This window comes from Lentzea rhizosphaerae (genome assembly GCF_042649515.1).
GTDB lineage: Bacteria > Actinomycetota > Actinomycetes > Mycobacteriales > Pseudonocardiaceae > Lentzea > Lentzea aerocolonigenes.
This window is the reverse complement of sequence record NZ_JBHRZI010000021.1, coordinates 135,927-154,993: the sequence shown is the minus strand read 5'-3', so window position 1 is coordinate 154,993 and position 19,067 is coordinate 135,927. Positions and strand designations below refer to the sequence as shown.

The 19,067-nt window shown below is 69.8% G+C and carries 8 protein-coding genes and 1 pseudogene; 1 reads left to right on the top strand and 8 read right to left on the bottom strand.

Annotated features, from left to right (window positions below):
* Positions 1–2: 2 nt before the first annotated feature.
* From ACFOWZ_RS25875 to ACFOWZ_RS25840, 8 genes and pseudogenes are all read right to left on the bottom strand, one after another.
* Positions 3–509: a hypothetical protein gene (locus ACFOWZ_RS25875; protein WP_382376474.1), complete on the bottom strand. Its 507-nt coding sequence runs from the start codon at positions 507–509 to the stop codon at positions 3–5.
* Positions 487–9,270: a LamG-like jellyroll fold domain-containing protein gene (locus ACFOWZ_RS25870; RefSeq protein WP_382376473.1), complete on the bottom strand. Its 8,784-nt coding sequence runs from the start codon at positions 9,268–9,270 to the stop codon at positions 487–489. Before ACFOWZ_RS25870 ends, ACFOWZ_RS25875 begins: the two co-directional genes overlap by 23 nt.
* Before the next feature lie 106 nt (positions 9,271–9,376).
* Entirely contained in the window at positions 9,377–12,061 is a 2,685-nt protein-coding gene (locus ACFOWZ_RS25865) for an AfsR/SARP family transcriptional regulator (protein ID WP_382376472.1), read from the bottom strand.
* Positions 12,062–12,130: 69 nt separating this feature from the next.
* Positions 12,131–13,105, bottom strand: coding sequence for an alpha/beta fold hydrolase (locus ACFOWZ_RS25860; RefSeq protein ID WP_382376471.1), 975 nt, complete (start codon positions 13,103–13,105; stop codon positions 12,131–12,133).
* A gap of 40 nt (positions 13,106–13,145) precedes the next feature.
* Entirely contained in the window at positions 13,146–15,653 is a 2,508-nt protein-coding gene (locus tag ACFOWZ_RS25855; RefSeq protein WP_382376470.1) for a helix-turn-helix transcriptional regulator, read from the bottom strand.
* A 98-nt stretch (positions 15,654–15,751) separates the two neighbouring features.
* Positions 15,752–16,636: a DUF5829 family protein gene (locus tag ACFOWZ_RS25850; protein WP_382376469.1), complete on the bottom strand. Its 885-nt coding sequence runs from the start codon at positions 16,634–16,636 to the stop codon at positions 15,752–15,754.
* 61 nt (positions 16,637–16,697) lie between these two features.
* The gene (locus tag ACFOWZ_RS25845; RefSeq protein WP_382376581.1) at positions 16,698–17,021 is read right to left on the bottom strand and encodes a hypothetical protein; all 324 of its coding nucleotides are present in this window, start codon (positions 17,019–17,021) and stop codon (positions 16,698–16,700) included.
* 28 nt (positions 17,022–17,049) lie between these two features.
* Positions 17,050–17,373: pseudogene (locus ACFOWZ_RS25840) on the bottom strand (serine hydrolase domain-containing protein); the annotation flags it as partial.
* A gap of 176 nt (positions 17,374–17,549) precedes the next feature.
* Here ACFOWZ_RS25840 and ACFOWZ_RS25835 point away from each other — a divergent pair.
* A complete protein-coding gene (locus ACFOWZ_RS25835; protein WP_382376468.1) occupies positions 17,550–19,067 on the top strand; it encodes an Hsp70 family protein in 1,518 nt (505 codons plus the stop codon).

Genomic DNA, 19,067 nt, shown 5'->3' with positions numbered 1-19,067 from the left:
TCCTAGATCTGGTCGAACACGGGATCGCACCCTTCGAGGTGCTCGTCCAACAGGTCGTGGCGGAACCGCCCCGACATCAGGTCACGCAGGAAGGCGACCGCACCGCCGGGATGCTCACCCCACTGCTCGAACTCGTCGTCGCAGAAGACGACGGACCAGCGGTCCGGATCCGGGTCCGCGGTGAGCCAGCACAGCCTGTGGCCCTCCGTCGTCCCGGCCCACGGCAGCAACCCGCCGGGCGCGGGATGCACCGGATACGGCAGTTCGTCCTGCTCCCGCAGCAGCTCCAGGGCGTCCCGCAGCTCCGCGAGGAAGGCCTCCGGCGGCGCGTAGACCTCGACGAAGGAGCAGAACGTGCCGGTGGGAAACCGCTCAGAGAGCTCCTTCACGTCCGCCGGAAGCCTCAGCCCCAGCGCGGACTCCACCGCGTCCCAGGCGGATCCGGCCTCGACACGGCCGGCCCACCCCGTCAGTTCCACGAGTTCGTCAACAGGCCGGGCGGGTGCCATTGAGCTTTCCTCCTGGATATCCGGTCGCCGGATGCGGGTTCTTGATGATCACGTCGCACCGGAAGCCGTTGCTGCCGCGGGCGTGGATGGTGATCGACATCGGCACCGCGTCGTCGGGTTTGGCGTAGTTCGCGACCACCCGGTAGTACATGCGGTTGCCGTCCTCGATCGCCTTCGCGACCTGGTTCTCGACGCCGAGCATGTCCACCTCGTTCACCTCCTTGTCGAGCGGCACCATGTTGATCCGCTTGTTGCTGCCGCCGAACTGGTGCCCGATCAGGTGACTGCGGTCGTGTTGTCCCGAGATGTAGCCGACCGGGGTCAACGGACTCTTCCGCTTGTCACCGTTGAGAGAACCGATGCACGCGGTTCCGCCCGTGGCCCTCATCGCGGGCTTGCCGCGCCGCTTGCCGGGGTACGCACCGGGGCCCTTGAAGTCGATCTGCTGGGCCGGATCGTTCTCGACGGTGTCCTGTGTGGACTCGAAGCAGTTCTCTTCGTCCTCGGTCAGGTCCTCGGCGACCCCGCCCTTCGCGTCACCCGGATCGGGCAGCAGGTCCGAGAAGTCCTGGATCGTCGAGATGATCTCGTGGGCGACTCCCACGAGCACCCCGGTGACCTGGGTGGCGTTCTCGAGGAACTTGCCGGTGAGGTCGATGATCCTGGTCAGCGGACCGGTCGGGTCGACGGTCGGAGGTGCCGGCACCAGGCCCACTCCCTGCGGCGGGCGCGGCAGCGGGCGGCCGATGAGGTCGACCCACGGCGGGGGCGGCGGGGGCTTCGGCTTGACGCGTGGCGGAACCACCTTGTGGCCCTTGCCGCGACCTCCGGGACCCACTGGGCCGGCGGTCGAACCGCCGGACTTGCAGCCGCCGACGAAGTACCGGCAGTCACCGATCCGGATGGGCTCCTCGTTGCCGCCCTTCCAGTAGTGCGGGACCATCCACTCCTTGCCGGGGCAGACGCGGTGCATCGAGTCGTAGATGGTGGAGCGGCACTCTCCTGCGACGGACGGGGCGTTGCAGATCATCTCGTCGAGGACGACGCCGACGACCGTGCCGGCCTTCACGGCCCGCTTCACCCACTTGCCGACGGCCTTCCCCTTGCCCTTCACACCGAGGTCGCAGACGTTGCTGATCCAGTCGTGCCCGTCGGGGTCGCTGTTCGCGATCGGGTCGCCCGCGCCGTACGAGTACCGGTTCGCCGCCGCGGACGGCGAAGGATCCACGGTCCAGTCGTCGCGGCTGACGAACCCGCCCGTCCCCGGCTGGTACCAGCGCGCGGACATGTTGACCGCGCCCGACTCCGAGTCGGTCCAGTCCCCTTGGTAGCCAACGGAAGACGTGTCGCCGGACGAGGCCGTGACCGTGCCGAACGGGTCGAACGTGCGCGTCCCGTCGACTGTGTTGCTCAGGTACCGGCCCGTCACGTCACCGTGCTGGTCGGTGTAGAGCATCCGCGCGACCCCGGCGCCCTTGTCCGAGAAGGCACTTCCGTCCGGCAGCCGGCTGATGGAACGGCTGCCGTCGGTCACCGCCTCGTTCGACTGGCCCGCGTACTGGAACTTCGTGCCGTTGCGGTCGCTGACCCGGTCGAGGCTGTCGTAGGTGTACGACACCCCGCCCATCGCGGTCATGCGGTCGAACGCGTCGTGCTTCGTCGTGGTCGTGGTGCCACCGCGGGTCGTCGTCTGCAGCGTGCCGCGGGCCGAGTAGCCGTAGGTCGCGCCGTCGCCGGACGTCAGGCGGTTGCGCTCGTCGTAGACGAACGTCTTGTCCCCCACCGAGGTGCGGTTGCCCGCGTCGTCCCAGCCGTAGGCCGTGGTGGTGGTTCCGCTGGTCCACGACGCGAGCCGACCGGCACCGTCGTAGGAGTAGGTGTTGCCGTTCTTCGACGTGATCTTGTTGTCGAGGTCGTAGCCGTACTCGGTGCCGATCAGCGTGCGCGGCGGCACGCCGACGTCGATGGACTGCACGACACGGTCCTTCGCCGTGCGGCCCAGTTCGTCGTAGGTGATGACGCGGGACGTCTTGGCCGCCACCACGCGGTCGGCGATGGTCGACAGCCTGCCGCCGAGGTCGTAGCCGTAGTCGGCGGTCCGGCCGGTCAGCGGGTCCTGGACCGCGGCGAGCCGGCCGGCCGCGTCGTAGGCGAACGTCGCGGTGCCGGTGACGTCGACGCGGCCGATCATCATGCCGTCGGCGTCGTAGGTGAAACTCGCCTCGCCGCCCGCGCCGTGGGTCTCCAGCAGGTTGCCGCGGTCGTCGTAGCGGTAGGTGCTGTCACCGTTCGGACCGCCGACCCTGTTCAACCGTCCCGCCGGGTCGTAGCCGAAGGTGCGGTCGTAGGTCGCCTCCGCGCCCGAACCGGTCTGGAGGGTCAGCCTTCCCTGCGCGTCGAAGGTGTTCGCGGTCGTGACACCGCCGGGTTTGCTGGTCGCGACCGCCTGACCGGCCGCGTCGTAGGACGTCGTGAAGGTCGCGCCGAGCGGGTCGATCACCGACTCCGGCATTCCCCACGGCGTGTAGGTGAACGTCGTGGCGTGGCCGTTGCCGTCGACGAACCGGCTGCGGTTGCCGAGCTTGTCGTAACCGGTCGAGGTGGTGATCGAGTGGGCCGCGTCGACCTTCTCGATCTGCTGCACCACCCGGCTCAGCTCGTCGTAGCCGTAGGCCACGACCCGGCCCTGCGCGCTGGTCGTCTGCACGACGTTGCCCGCCGGGTCGAACGCCGTGCTCGAAGCGCGCTTCTCCTGCCCGCCGACCACGGTCGCCGCCCGTACGGGACGTCCGGCGAGGTCGTAGGTCGTGGCCGCGGTGATGCCCGACGGGTCGGTGACCGAGGCCTGGCGCCCGGCGATGTCGTAGCCGAACTTGGTCTCGCGGTTCGTCGCGTCCTTTGTGGACGTCACCTCGCCCGCGGCGTTGAACGTCGAGGACGTGACGTGGTCGAGCGGGCTGGTGACGGTGAGCGGGTTGCTCGCTTCGTCGTACCCGGTCGTCGTGGTGAAGAACGCGGTCCTGCCCGACGAGCGGTCGACCTGCGTGCTGGTCACCTGACGGCCGAGGTCGTCGTAGGTGTACCTGGTCTCCACTCCGCCCGGCCGGGTCTGCGAGACGAGCTCGCCGACCTTGTCGTAGTGCATCGTGACGACGCTCGGGCTGTCCCCGACCTGCGGCAGCGTCACGGTCAGCACGCGCCCGTACGGGTCGTACGTCCGTTGCAGGACACGCTGCAACGCGTCGGTCGACTTCACCGGGTTGCCCGCGCGGTCGTACTCGGTGCGGGTCGCGGCGCCCTTGATCGTCGTGCCACCGGGCGGCGTGTAGTCGGGCAGCACGCCCGCCGTGGCACGCCCGAGCACGTCGCGTTCGGTGGTGGTGACGTTGCCCGCCGCGTCACGGGAGTGCGTGATCTCGCCGAACGCGTTGTAGCCCATGGTTTCCGTGCGCTTGAACCCGGCCGTGCGCACTCCCGCGACCCACGCGTCCGTGCCAGGTGAAGTGGTGCGGTACAGCGCACCCGACGGGTCGTACTCGAAGGTGGTTTTGAGTCCGCGCCGGTCGTTGCTCTCGACCAGGAGCCCGCGTTCGTCGTAGGTGGCCGAGGTCGACAGCACGGTGGTGGCGTCGACGTAGGTGTCCACCCGCGTCTGCCGGTTCGAGAGGTCGTAGGTGTAGGCGGTCTTCTCGACGCGGTTCGGGTCGGCGGCACCACGGCGTTCGACCGTCAGCGCGTTGCCGTCGGCGTCGTAGCTCGCCGACACCGACCGCTTCAGACCGGTCGGGTCGAACGTGGTCGTGACGACGTTGCCCGCCGGGTCGTAGGCGGACGTCGTCTTCGCGCCACCCGCCGCGACCTGCTCGACGAGGTTGCCCGCCGAGTCGTAGGAACGCTGGTCCACCACCACGTTCGCGACCTGGGTCGTCGCCGGCAGATCGTCGTCGTAGTAGCCGTACTTCGTCAGCCTGCCCATGGCGTCGGTGACGAACGCGAGCCGCCCTGCCGGGTCGTAGGACCGCGACTCCAGCGTCAGCGAGGTGGCGTCCGGGTTCTCCGGGTTCACCCCCGGTCCTTCGGCGATGCGGGTGAGAGGCTTGCTGAACTCGTTGAACCGCGTGGTCCACCTGGTGCCGCGGACGTCGGTGACCGACTCGGTGAGCCCGTTGTCGGTGTAGGAACGGGTTTCCACGCCCTGGTCCGCGTACTCGGTGCGCACCAGCCGGTCGCTGGCGTCGTAGCCGAACTTCGTGGTGCGGGCGGTCTCGCCGGGTGTGGTGTCCGCGAACGTCGTCTCGGTCGTGTTGCCGTTGGCGTCGTACTTGTGGGTGGTGACCAACGTGTGGCTGACGCCGGTGACCGCGTTGACGATCGTCGGCGAGGTGACCTTCGAGACCAGGCCGCGGGGCGTGTACTCGTAGGTCGACGTGCCGAGCGTCGCGCCACCGGAGTTGACCTGGCTGACGGTCTTCTGCCTGCCCAGCAGGTCGTAGGTGTAGCGCTGCGTCAGCCCGGCCGGGTCGACGAGCTCGACGAGGTCGCCCTTGGCGGTGTAGCGCCGCGAGGTGACCTGGTTCCGTTTGCCCGTGCTGCGGATCAACAGACCCGCGGGCACCTTTCCGCCGCCCACGGCGTCTTCCGCGCCGCTGGACCAGGTCGTGCTCTCGGTCGGCGCCGCGGTGAGGCCGTTCGGGGTCGGGTACTTCACGCCGGTCGGGCGGCCGAGCGCGTCGTAGCTGTAGGTGGTGCGGAAGCGCGTGTCGGCCGGCCCGGACGAGCGGGCATCCGTTGTGGACTCCAGCCGGTCGGCACGCGGATCGAGCGGGCCGGTGGGCTTGAGGTAGGTGGCGTAGCTGGTGTTGCAGGATCCGGCGGTGCGGCACCTCTTGGTGCTCAGGACGTTGCCGCGCTCGTCGGTGGTGAACTCGGTGCGGTGGTTGTTCTCGTCGACGGTCGCGGACGCGAAGCCCGAGGTGTTGTACTCGATCTTCGCGGTGGCGTTGTCGTGCGTGCGGCTGACGAGCCGGCCGCCGTTGTCCGCGTCGAACGTGTACGTCCACGCGCCGTAACCCGCCGGTCCGCGCAACACGGCTGTGCGCACCGCGTCCTGCCGTGCGGGCGTGTCCAGCTGCCAGGTGCGGCCCTCGTGGTCGGTGAGGGTGCGGACGCGATCGTTCACGTCGTCGTAGGTGAGGGTGACGTACTTGCGGTTGTCCTGTGGCAGCAGGTGTTCGGTCAGCTCGTCGGCCGACTTGGCCGCCTCGTAGTGCTGGCTGACGGCGTGGGCGCCCAGCGTGTGCTGGTAGACCGCGACCTCGTCGATGGCGCCGTTGAAGTAGAAGTCGGCGTTGTTGCCGGCGGGCCAGTCCTTGCCGCTACCGCCGCCGAGCGTCAGCCTGCCCTGCTTGCCGTGGTCGATGAACCCGGCGAGCGTTCCCGCCGCCGTGCCGTCGAGGTACAGGGTCTGGGTGTTGATCGCGGCCGAGAGCACGACGTGGTGCCACTGGCCGTCGTCGACCTTCCTGGTGGTGACGATCTGCCTCGGTCCGGAGGCGTTCTGGCGCGCGAACCCGCCGTAGAGCAGGCCGTCCGTGCCGACGTAGAGGATCGGCGTCGACGTGCCCGCCGCCGTGGGGAAGCTCTGGTCGGCGTAGCTCAGCAACGTGCCCTCGGCGGTGGTCCTGAACCACAGCTCGGCCGCCAGCGACATCGTCTGGTTGGTGATGTTGTCCGGCAGCGTCACGTAGCTGCTGACGCCGTCGAACGTGCCCGCCTTGTCCGAACTTCCCGCCAGTGCGCCGTCACCGCCGAGCACGACACCGTGCCGCTGCCCCGCGTCCGTCCCCGGCCTGCGGGCCGCGACGCTCGCGAACGTGTCACCGCTGGTCTCGCCGAGCCGCCAGTAGCCGTACGGGCTGTCGTCGAGCACGGAGCTGCGGTAGTGCGATCCGGCGCGGTACTTCAGCGTCGTGCAGGCCTGGCCTGGAGCGCAGGACTGGGTGAGCTTGTCGCCGTCGTAGGTGTAGGTCCAGGTCAGCGGCTGGCCGCCGGTCTCGGGTGCCGCGGCCGACACCGACGAGACGTGGTTTCCCTGCCAGGTCAGCGCGAGGCTGCGGCCGCTGGTGTCGTTGGTGATCGTGGTGACGTGGTCGTTGGTGTCGTAGGTCAGCGTCTCGGTGAGCCCGGCGGGGTCGGTGATCGTGACGAGCCTGCCGAGGATGTCGAACGTCCACTTGCTCGCGCTGGCGTCACGCAGCACGTACTGCCCGGTCGCGGTGTTGAGGACCAGGTCGGCGTTCTGGCCGGACGGTGGTGCGAAGCTGCCGTCGGGGTTGCGCCCGAACCTGCCCTGCCGCCCGGTCGGGTAGGTGATGACGACGTTCTCGCTGCCGTCCTGGTCCTTGGTGAGCCGCATGTCCACTCTGGACGACCAACCGACACCGAACGCGGTGTCACGGCGCGGGTCCAGGCTGTTGTAGGTGCGGCCGATGGTGAGGTCCGGGCCGACGGTGTCGACGTCGGCGTCGGTGACGACCGCCGAGTAGTTGCCGATCTGCGGGTCGAGGCCGGGCCCGATCGTGGTGCTGGGGCTGCCGGCGAGGTGCGACGTGATCTCCGGCTGCTGGGTGCGCGGGGTGAACATGAGCCGCGCGTTGTCCTTGGCGCTCACCCAGAACGGGGTGGCGTCGACGGTGTCGTAGACCTTGACACCCCAGAAGTACGTGCGGTTCCAGAACAACCCGGACGGCGCCCACGACTGCCCGCCCCAGCCCGACTCCTGGCAGCCCTGGTCGAGGTCGGCGTTGGTGCAGACGATGAACTTGTAGGTCAGGCCCTTCCCGGGATACCTGTCGTCGTCCACGCCTTCCGCGTAGAGCGTCGGGGTGGTCGTCGGGACGATCGCGCCACCGCCGGGTTGTTGCAGGTTCGACGTCGGCGGCGTGTTGCGGACGGTGATCTCGAAGCGGCCGTAGGGCACCCCGTAGGCGACGAAGAAGTCGTTGTTCTGCGGGTTGAACATGGTCAGGAAGACCGAGTAGTCACCGGGGTTGATCGGGTCGATCGGCACGTCGAACAGCGCCGTGGCGCCCGGTGCCACGTTCTGCGTCCAGCAGCAGGCGGTGCGGATCCTGGTGCTGCCCTGGTTGATGATGTAGCCGAACTTCCAGCCACCGCCGCTGGTCCACGTCGTGGAACCGAAGTTCGTGACCTCGACCTTCATGTTCCCGGCGCGGCTGGCCGACGGGAGCGTCACGTCGGTCACCTCGAACGAGACGCCCTCGGGGACGTAGCTGATCTCCAGGTACGGCTTGTTCGGCGAGTTGACCGAGCCGAAGCGCATGCCGTTGCGGTCTTTCTCGTCCGAGGCGCGCAACGCGAGTCCGTGCTGGAGGGCCTGGCCGTGCGTCCAGCGCGTCATCGTGTCGTAGTCGAGCGGCAGCTTCTCCCACGCCGCACCGGGGCACGACGGACCGCCGTGCGCGAAGGCCTTGCTGGACAAAGACTTCCCGACCGCCGCGCCGGGCCACCGCATGCCGCCGGCGTCCCACGGCTGCGTGACCTCGTAGACGGAGACCGACCGGGCCGCGCACGTCGTGCTGTAGGCGGCTTCGACGACGAGCGCGGCGCCGAGCACGAACTGGTTGCGCACGCGGTTGAGCGCGTTGCGGTCGAAGTGCAGGTAGGAACGGGAGAGCTGGCCGTCGACGTAGCCGGTGCGCAGGTCGATCGCCCCGCTGCCGTTGCCGCTCGGCGTGACGTAGGTGCTGTCGTCGGCGGCGAACGAGTTGACGGTCGGGTCGATCACGACGGGGAACGAGCGGGCCGGATCCCGCAACCACTTCGGGTCGAGCACGAGCTTCAGGGCCCAGGTGCCGTCGGCGTTCTTGGTGAGCTCGTAGTTCGTGTCGACGCGCTGCTGCTTGGCGTCCAGGGCGAACCCGCGCGGGATCGACGCGATGACCTCGTCGCCGTCGACCAGCTCGATCGTGCCGTCGACCAGGCGCGGGGTCAGATCGCGCGCTCGCACGGTGAAGCCGAAGGAGGATCTGGCCTCGGCCGAGGCGAGGACCAGGTCCTCCTTCATCCCCCGTTCGGTGGCGGTGAGCTTGAGGTCGACGCCGGGGAACACGGCGGGATAGGTGATCGTGTGCTGGTCGGCGGTGCCGCGGGAGTCGGCGGCGTCGTCGAGGCGGTAGGAGATCCCGCCCTTCTCGAACGCGACGGTGGCGAGCTCGGCGTCACGGGAGGTGCGGCCGAAGCTGGTGGCGCGCGGGGAGTTCTTCGGCTGCCACCGGTCGTTGCGCTCGTCGAGCGCGAGGTCGATCGGTGCCCACGAACCGTCGGGCTGGCGAACGTTCGACTGTCCTGAGTGGACGCGCAACGTCCGTGAGCCGTCGGGGTTGTCGAACGTCTCGGTGTTCTCGGTGCGGTCCTGCGGGCGTTCCTTCGCCTTCTCGTCGATCGAAGGCTTGTCCGGCTTCTGCGCCACGGCAGGCTTTTCGTGGCGCGGCGCGGTGACGTCCGGCTGCGGCCCGGCCGGAGGTCTCTCCGCGGTGTCGGGCACCGCACCGGGCGGACGCGCCTGGTCGTGCGCGGGCGCCTGCAACGCCGTCGCCGTGTCACCGGACCTGCTCCGCGGCTCGAGCCCGTCCGCCGACCCGCTGCTCTGCCGCGGCGCCGACGCGGTGGCACCGAGCGGCAGCGGTGGCAGCACGGGCACCGCGGACGAGGCCAGGCCGAGCACCAGCAGCACCGCCACGAAGGCAGCGCAAAGCCCACGCGTTCTCATCGCTCATCCCCCAGACCCCAGTTCGCAACACGCGAGATCTTGGGCTCAGGAGGTTGGCGAAAGATTGGTTCGCAGGTCAGAGCAGTTTGGCCACGTGCTCCGCTTCGGCAGTGCGGCCCTGGCTGACCAGCATCTCGTGCGCCTGGACCAGTGCGGCGCGACCGGCTTCGACGTCGCCCGCGGCGATGAGCGCCTCACCGAGGTGCAGCGTGACGTCGGCGCCTCGCGCGGTGTCACCGGCCTCGCCGAGGATCCGCACCGACTCCCGGCCGAGCTCCACCGCTCTGGCGTGGTCACCGGTCTTGTTGGCGACCAGTCCGAGCGTGTCGACCGCGCACCCCAGACTCTGCATGGCGTTGAGCTCGGTGAACATCTCCACCGCCCGTTCGGTGTGCTCGCGGGCGTCCTCGTAACGCTCCACCAACGCGCTGTGCCAGCCGACCGCCGCGTGCGCCTGCCCGATCGACAGCTGGTTGGTGGTCGTCGAGTACAGCCGGAGCGCCTCGGTCGAGTGCTTGACCGCGGACTCGTAGTCCCCGCGTTGTTCGTACGCGGCGCTGATGCCGTAGTGGACGTGCCCCTCCACGATCGGGTCGTCGGACGCCTCGGCGGCGGCCAGCGCGCGGTGCAGGTGGTCCATCGCCTCGTCGTGCCGGTCGAGGTGGGCGTAGGCGTCGGCCACCGAACGATGCGAGAGGGTCAGGGTTCGCACGTCCATGTCGTCCGCGAACGGGAGCGCCGCCAGCCACAGTTCCAGACGATCCGCGTACTTGCTGGTGCGCGTGTGGTACGTGGTCGTGGACCAGGCCAGCTGCCAGACGCCGCTGCCGATCGCGGGAGCGATCGCGAGCAGGTTGGACTCCTCGGCGTCGAACCACGCCATGGCCGCGGCCGTGTCGCTGATCTCGTCGACGACGGTGCCCGGCGCCGCTTCGAGCAGCTCGATGTCCCGCCGCTCGGGGAAGAGCGCGCGCTCACCCGCATGTGCCGTGTGCAGGTAGTGGTCCACGAGCCGGGCGATGGCCTGTTCCCCCGCAACCGCTTGCTCGGCGGCGTAGAGCTTCACCAGGTCGTGCATCCGATAGCGGCCCGGCACGTGCTGCGAGACGAGGTGGGCGTGCTCCAGCTCGTCGAGGATCTCCTCGGCGGGTGTGCCGAACAACGAGTCCACGGCGTGCTCGGAGATGTCCGCGCCCGGCACCTGGCCGAGCAGCGCGAAGAGCTTCTGCGCGTTCGCCGACAACGCGCGCACCGACCACGACAGCACTGCGCGCAGGTTCACGTCGGTGTCACCGGTGTCGACCGCGTCCAGCCTGGCCTGCTCGTCGCGCAGCTCGTCGGCCAGCGCGCCCAGCGACAGTTCGGACTGCACCAGCGCTCGTGCCGCCACGACCCCGAGCGCCAGCGGCAGGCCGGCGCAGTAGTCGAGGACGGCGGCGACGGCGTCCGGTTCAGCGGCGACCCGGCGTTCACCGAGGTGCCCGACGAGCACGGCACGCGCGTCCGCCCGGTCGAGCACGTCCAGCGTCAGCGGGTAGGCGCCGTGCCCGGAGACCAGCGCTGCCAAACGGTTGCGGCTCGTCACCACGACCCGGCTGGGCCCCGCACCGGGCAGCAGCGGCACGATCTGCCCGGCGTCACGGGCGTTGTCGAGCACGATCAGCATCCGTCGGCGCGCGAGCTCGCTGCGGAACAACGAGGCCTGCGCGTCGGCGTCCACCGGGATCGCGTCCGGCTCCAGACCGAGCGCCTCGAGGAACGTCCGCAGCACCACCTCCGGCCGCACCGGCTCGGTGCGCGGGTCGAACCCGCGCAGGTTCGCGTAGAGCTGGCCGTCGGGGAACGCGTCGAGCCGCTGGTGGGCCCAGTGCAGCGCGAGCCACGTCTTGCCGACGCCACCGGCACCGCCGATCGCGGAGATGACCACCGTCGAACGGCCGTCGAGGTGGGCGGCCAGCGCGTCCAGCTCGCGCAACCGTCCCGCGAACACCTGCGGCCGTGCGGGCAGCTGCCGCGGCACCGACGACACCGCCGTGGGCAGCTCGGCACGCAGGATCCGTTCGTGCAGCCTCGCCAGCTCCGGACCGGGGTCGGTGCCCAGCTCGTCGGCGAGACGCCTTCGGGTCCGGTCGAACTCGTCGAGCGCCTCGGCCTGCTGTCCGCTGTGGTAGAGCGCGAGCATCAGCTGACCGGCGACCCGTTCGTCGTGCGGGTGCTGACGCCCGAGCTCGACCAGTTCGGGCAGCACCTCTGCGTGCGCGCCCCGCCTCAGCTGGATGTCGACGTGGTCGAGCACGGCTGTGTGCCGCGCGACGACCAGCGCGTACCGCCGTCCGGCGAACCACGGCGTCTCGAGCCCCGCGAACGGCTCACCGCGCCACAGTTCCAAAGCCTTCCGGTACGCCTGTTGGGCCGCAACGTCATCCGTCGCTTTCCTCGCCTCGGCCAGCAAGGCGGTGAAGCGGTACGCGTCCAGGGCTTCCGGCTCGTAGTCCACCGTGTACGCCCCGGCCCGTCCGACGATGTCCACACCGCGCAGGACCGTCCGGAGCTTGGACACGTAACTGCGCACGCTGGTCAGCACCGTGCCCGGCGCGTGGTCGCCCCAGACCCGGTCGACCAGCTGGTCCACCGTCACCGGACGTCCGGGCTCCAGCACCAGCGCCGCCAGGACCGCACGTTGCCGCGCCGCCCCCAGGTCCGCCACCACACCGTCGACACGTGCCCTGATCTCGCCCAGGACCTCGAACTCAACCCCCACGGACGCATCATGGCATGCCGGGCGAATTCCATTGTGGACGATCAAAATGAGACGAACGGGACGTAGAGGTCATCCGACGTCGAGCACGGCGCGCGCGAACGCCTCCGGAGCCTCCTGCGGCACGTTGTGCCCGATGCCGTCGAGAACCCGGTGCTCGTAACGCCCGCTGAACTGCTTGCGGTAGGCGGCACCGCTCTTGTTGGGCCCGTCGAAGTCGCTGGCGATCGTGATCGTCGGCACGCCGATCACGGGCCTGGTCTGCAGCTCGCGCTCCAGCCCGTCGTAGCGGTGCTCGCCCTCCGCGAGCTGGAGGCGCCACCGGTAGTTGTGGACGACGATCGCGACGTGGTCGGGGTTCTGCCAGGCCGTGGCGCTGCGGGCGTAGGTGGCCTCGTCGAAGTTCCACTGCGGTGAGGCGAGCCTCCAGATGAGCTTGTTGAACTCGTAGGTGTTCTGCGTGTACCCCTTCACCCCGCGCTCTGTCGCGAAGTAGTACTGGTACCACCAGCCCAGCTCGGCCTGTGGGCTGAGCGGCTCCTGGTTCTGCTCGAGGTTGACGATCAGGTACCCGCTCACCGACACCAGCGCCCTGACCCGCTCCGGCCAAAGCGCCGCAGTGATGCACGCGGTCCGCGCACCCCAGTCGAACCCGGCGATGGTCGCCTCGCGGATCTTGAGGGCGTCCATGAACGCGATGACGTCGCTGCCCAACGCGGCCTGCTGCCCGTTGCGCATCGTGCGCGCGTGCAGGAACCGCGTCGGCCCGTAGCCCCGGAGGTACGGGATGAGCACGCGGCGGCCCTGGGCGGCGAGCGCGGGCGCCACGTCCTGGTAGCTGTGGATGTCGTACGGCCAGCCGTGCAGGAGGATCGTGACGGGGCCGTCCGCCGGGCCGATCTCGGCGTAGCCGATGTTCAGCAGGTTGGTCCTGACCTGCTTGATCTCGCCCCACCGGGCGGGCTTCGCCTGGGCGGTAGCGGTCAGGAGGGGTGCCGCTACGCCCGCTACCGCCAGTACCTGGGAGAACTGTCGCCTGCTGATCATGGGATCGACGGTAGGGGTGCGGGTTTGAGGGTCGCGAGCGTCAGGTGACGGTGTCGGGGTACGTCATGGGGCCGGGCCTGTACGCCAGCAAGGCCTCCACCAGCTCCGCGCGCACCGCCACCCCCAACTTGGGAAAGATCCGGTGCAGGTGCGTGCTCACCGTCCGGTGCGACAGGTGCAGCCGCTCCCCGATCTCCTTGTTCGTCAGCCCTTCCGCCGCCATCCGCGCGATCGTCAGCTCGTGCTCGGTCAGCACGCCGGACCCGTTGCGCGACTCCCCCGACGCCCGCAGCTCCTCCCGCGCCCGTTCCGCCCAGTCGCGGAAACCGAAGGCCGCGAAAGCCTCCACCGCCGCCTTGAGGTGCGGGCGGGCCTGGGCGGCGCGACGTTGCCGGCGCAGCCACGCGCCGAACGCCAGCTGGGTTCGTGCGCGTTCCCACGGCGAACAGCGGGCGTCCAGCGCGGCCTGGAAGTGCGCCTCGGCGTCGTCGTCGCTGGCGAGCAGAGCGCGGGCGTATCTCAATCCACTGGCCAGTGCGGGTGAACGGGTGGTGACGTCCAGTTCCTCCACGATCCTGCGGGCCTCGTCGGTGTTGCCGCTGCGGGTGGCGGCCTCGACCAGTTCCGGCAGCACGTACCTGCGCAACGCGAGCTGATGGGCAGGGTCCGCCGGGTCGTGGACTCGGCGGACGGCGGCGTACGCGTCGGCGTAGCGGCCTTCGCCCAGTGCGGCGAGGCTTCTGGCCAGCTGCACGGTCGCCAGCACCGGGCGGGCGCCGGCGGCCAGGCCGATGCGTTCGGCCGACGCGGCCAGTGAAGCGGACGCCGTGTAGTCGCCGCGCAGGGCGGCGATCTCCGACCGCACGGCCTCAGCCAGGCCGCGCATGTACGGCTGGCCCGTCTCCTCGGCCAGCCGCAGGGCTTCGCACGCCACCGGCTCGGCCGCGGCGACGTCGCCCAGGCGGGTTCGGCTCCACGCTTCGACGGCGAGGGCGCGAGCCAGCAGTCCGAACTGGCCCTGCGCGCGGAAGTCCCGTTGTGCCGCAACGGAGAAGCGCACGGACTCCTCGAACGCGCCGACCTGGAGAGCCGCGCTGCCGAGCAGACGTGACGTCACGGCGTCGAAAGAGCCGCGCAGGCCCGCCACGACCACGTCACCCTGCGACTCCGGGCACACGTAGGCCAGCATCGCGAGCATCCGCGGGTCGTGCGGGTCGATCGGCAACCGGCGCGCCACCGCGGCGATCCGCTCGCGGACGGCGGCGCCCGGCTCCACCCAGAAGCACCGCATCGCGACGCTCCAGAAGATCCGCATGCCCAGCTCGACGTCACCGTCAGCCACCACGGCCTCCGCCAGCCGCACCAGTTCCCCCGGCCCGGCCGCACCTTCGCCCACGCCGTCGTCGAACGCGCTGGGCAGCCACGTCACCAGCGCACGCTCCCGCGCCGTGAGGTCCAGCCCGCGCACACCGAGCAGGATCCGCTCGACGTCGGGACGCCGCCCCGCCTCCGCCGCCAGCTCGGCGGCCCGCAGCAGCCGCCGGGCCTGCTCAGACCTGTCGCCCAGCAGCGCCGCCCGTTCCAGCGCACTCACCGCGGCCGCCGCACCCCCGCGCCGAAGTGCGCGATCCGCGGTGTTCTCCAGCAGGCGAGCCACGTTCTCGTCCTTGCCGGTCACCGCAGCAGCGAGGTGCCACGCCCGCCGATCCGGCTCGTCGCTCTCAGCCGCCAGTCGCCGGTGAGCCTCCTGACGTTCCGTTTCGGAGGCCGCCCGCACGATCGCGGACCTGACCAACGGGTGGAGGAACTCCCCGTCCCGGCCGACCACCCCGGCGACCGGCACAACGACCCGCGGTCCACCCAGGGCCGCCACCAGCAACTCCGCCCGCACTTCGGCCGGCAACGCGAGAACACGCGCCGCGAACGTCTCCTCCAGCGAGTCGCCGCCGAACGGGAGTTCGTTGAGCGCCAACGGGTTCCCGGCGGCCTGTGCGAGCACCCACGACCGGCGTTCGGCGTCCAGCTCCGGTGCAACCGCGTCCAGCAATGCAGGAGCGGCCTCACCATCCAGCGGCTTCAAGGAAAGCGTGGACACACCCGCGAACACGGGTGCCGAAGCGGTCACCACGAGCACGGCGCCCGACAGCCGTCGCGCTACGAACCCGAGGACGTCCCGGCTCTCCCGGTCCAGCCAGTGCGCGTCGTCGACCAGCACCACGGACCTGGCCGCGCTCAACAACTCCAGCGCGGCCAGCCCCACGAGATGCACAGGTGGCACAGCACCGTCGGAGAGTCCGAACACGACCTCCAACGCACCGCGCCGCACGGTGGACAAAGTGGACAGATCCAGGAACGGGTGCAGGACCTGGTGCAGTCCGGCGTAGGGCAGGTCCTGCTCGGCCTCGACACCGACGACGAGGTGCCCGTCGAGGCAGGCCAACAACGCCGACTTGCCGATGCCGGGCTCACCGACGATCTGCAGCGCCCCACCCGACCCGACCAGCGCGGCCAGCCGCTCCCGTTCCCGCTCACGTCCGACCAGCGACATGACCCAACTGTGTCAGAACGACCAGACTGTGTCAGACAGACCAGGCCGCGCACGTGCCCGACCCCACCCACCAGCGTCGACACGCCAAGCCACCCCCGTCAGAAAGTCCACACCGCACGCATCCCCGGCCCCACGACCAGCGTCGACGCGCCGAGCCGCTCCACGTGCGGCACCGGGGTGCGGTTCAGCTCGAACTCGACCCGCTTGAGCCCGGTCCGGCCCAGCGGCACCTCGTCGAACCGCATCGTCGTGCCGCCCCGCGTCGCCACGACCGCCCCCGGCTCGGTCCACAGCACGAACCCTCCCGCCCGCAGCAACGGCAAGGCGGCCGCCAGATCCCCGGCCGTGACGGCGACACCGATCATCGTGACGTTGCGCATGAGCCGGTCCCGGTAGGTGTCCGGCAGGTAGCGCTCACGGCTGACGTCACCGGGGAACCGCGGGGGCCCGACCTGGCTGCGCGGGTCGCGGAGGTACTCGTCGCGGTACTCCATGGCCCACGCGCCGAACCTGTCGTACTTCTCCGTCAGGAACACGGCGTCGTACCACGGCACCGGCTTGCCGTCACCGAAGTCGCGCGACTGCAGGGACTCCTCCGGCGTCGAGCCCGCGGCGCGCAGCCGGGCCTTCAGCACGTCGAGGTCGCCGTCGTGCTCGGTCGAGAGCCCGAGACCGGCGGAACCCGGCTGGCCGTCCTGCCCCGGCACGTCACCGCGACCGAAGATCTCCAGGTAGGTCTCCTGGCCGCGCAGGTAGCGGGCCGTCCAGACCTTGCCGTCCGCACCCCTCGTCGTGCGCACCTCGAAGTCCGCGAACTGCTTGAGGTAGGCGGAGTGCTCGACCGCGTCCGCGGTGGCGCGGTCGAAGGTGCCCCAAACGTGGTTGTAGAACAACAACTGCCGGTCTCCTGCCCGGGCCGGCCCGGAAGCGACCAGCACCAGTGCGACGGCCAAGATCATGCACAACACCCGACGAGTCCCCATGAGCCGATCGTATGACCGTCGGCTCAAGCCGGACTCAAGTGAAACAGTGGCGGACTCTGCCTCACCGCGCCAGCGCGGCCATCCGGTCCCACGCCGGCGACGACACCCCGGCCGCCGACAGTGCGAGCGCGGTGATCCCCGGATCCGCCACCGGCAGCGGCGGCCGTGACGACAGCCACGCCGCCGCGCGTCTGGCCAGCGCGGGCAGCCGCGGGTCGTCGGGCGACCACCCGAACGCCTCGTCGTAGGCCAGGTAGATCTGCCCGAACTCGGGATCGGCGAGCGCCTCGGTCTTGACCGCGAGCCACACCGACGCCTCTTCCGGTGCGACGGTCTGCATGAGCACCCAGACGTCGCGTTCCATCCGCATGCCCCGTTCGCTCACCCCGAGCTCCCGCAACCGTTCCAGCACCCCAGTCGAGGCCGGACGTGTGGTTGAGCAGCTGCCGCACGGTGAACTCGCGGTCGTCGGCGAGCTTCAGCTCCGGCACGTACTCGCGCACCGGTGCGTCCAGCGAGATCCGGCCGGCCGCCACCAGGCGCATGATCGCGGTCGCGGTGAAGGTCTTGGTGACCGAGCCGAGCAGGAAGAGCGTGTTCTCGTTGACCGGCAACGGGTTCTCGACGCTGGTCACGCCGTGGCAGAAGAAGTGCTCCTGCCCGTCGTGGAAGACGCCGACGGCGGCGCCCGGGATGTCGAAGTGGCGGGCGGTCTCTGCGACGAAGTCGTTGTTCATGACGCAAAGCCTCCAACCTTGCCCCAGGGTCAAGGTCAAGCACCGAACAACTGTCCACTATCTGTCCACTATTTCCATTAACACCCCGATAAGAGCCCGCGATGTAGTCCCCGGAATCAGTCCGAGCCATCGGGAAATGACATGGCGGCAATGTTGAGGAATGCTACAGAAATGGGGTGCCAAGGTTGGGACACCTGATCGGCATCGACCTCGGCACCACCTATTCGGCCGTGGCGGTCATGGGTGAGCTGGGCAGACCGGAGATCATCACCAACCGCGAGGGCGAGAACATCACGCCTTCCGTGGTGCTCTTCCAATCCGACAGCACCCTCGTCGGCACCATGGCGAAACGGTCGGCGGCGATGGCACCGCTCGACACCGTGCAATTCGTCAAACGCGCCATGGGTGATCCGTCGTGGCGTTTCGAGACGACCGACGGGGTCACCTTCCGGCCGGAGGAAATCTCCGCGCTGATCATCAAACGGCTCAAGGAGGACGCCGAGCTGCACCTCGGCGGACCCGTCGACCAGGCGGTCATCACCGTGCCGGCGTACTTCGACGACGGTGCGCGGCGGGCGACCAAGGACGCCGGGACGATCGCCGGGCTCACCGTGCACCGGGTGCTGAACGAGCCCACCGCCGCGGCCCTCGCCTACGGCCTGAACACGGCCGACGCGGGCACGGTCCTCGTCTACGACCTCGGCGGCGGCACGTTCGACGTCACCGTCATGCGGATCGAGAACCGGGAGTTCACCACCATCGCCACCAACGGCGACCGCAACCTCGGCGGCTTCGACTGGGACAACGCGCTGATGCAGCTGCTCAACTCCCGGTTCCAGGAGCAGGGCGGGCCAGACCTGCTCGACGACGACCACACCGAGGCCGATCTGCGGGAGAAGGCCGAGAACGCGAAGCGCGCGCTGACGACCATCGCTAAGACCAAGGTCGTGCTGTCCGCCGCCGGGGTGACCAAGACGATCGAGGTGAGCAGGGAGGAGTTCGAGGAGACCACCTCCAGCCTGCTCAGCCGCACGCGCGACCTGACCGCGATCGTGCTGGAGGACGCCGGCCTGTCGTGGTCCGATGTGGACAGAGTGCTGCTCGCCGGCGGTTCGACGCGCATGCCGATGGTGCGCACGATGATGGAGTCGTTCTCCGGCAAGCAGGTCGAGCGCGCGGTCAACCCCGACGAGGTCGTCGCGCTCGGTGCCGCCGTGCAGGCGCACCTCGTCGACGTCGACCTCACCGGCACGAAGTCGGCGCTGCCCGCCATCATCATCCGGGACGTCACCTCGCAGGGCCTCGGGACGCTGGCGCGCGCCGACACCCACGGCATGGAGAACGTCGTCATCATCGCGCCCAACACCAGGATTCCCGCCAAGCACACGAGCTCGTTCCGCACGGTCGCCGACAACCAGACCGAGATCAGGGTGTCGGTGACGCAGGGAGACGACGCGGACCCGTCGTTCGTCAAGGTCATCGGCGAGCAGATCCTGCCCATCCCCTCCTACCCGGCGGGGGCACCGGTCGACGTGACGTTCGCCTACGACATCGACCAGACGGTCTTCATCGAGGTCACCGACCTCACCACGAACCGCTCTCTCGGCACGTTCGAGGTGCACGACGTGTCCAACATGGACGGTGCGGAGAAGGACCTGGCAGCAGACAAGATCCGTGCGCTGGAAGTGAGCTGA

Excerpts from the sequence above, each read along its gene's own strand:
- ACFOWZ_RS25850 (WP_382376469.1), bottom strand. The coding sequence starts at position 16,636 with ATGGGGACTCGTCGGGTGTTGTGCATGATCTTGGCCGTCGCACTGGTG.
- ACFOWZ_RS25855 (WP_382376470.1), bottom strand. The coding sequence starts at position 15,653 with ATGTCGCTGGTCGGACGTGAGCGGGAACGGGAGCGGCTGGCCGCGCTG.
- ACFOWZ_RS25875 (WP_382376474.1), bottom strand. The coding sequence starts at position 509 with ATGGCACCCGCCCGGCCTGTTGACGAACTCGTGGAACTGACGGGGTGG.
- ACFOWZ_RS25860 (WP_382376471.1), bottom strand. The coding sequence starts at position 13,105 with ATGATCAGCAGGCGACAGTTCTCCCAGGTACTGGCGGTAGCGGGCGTA.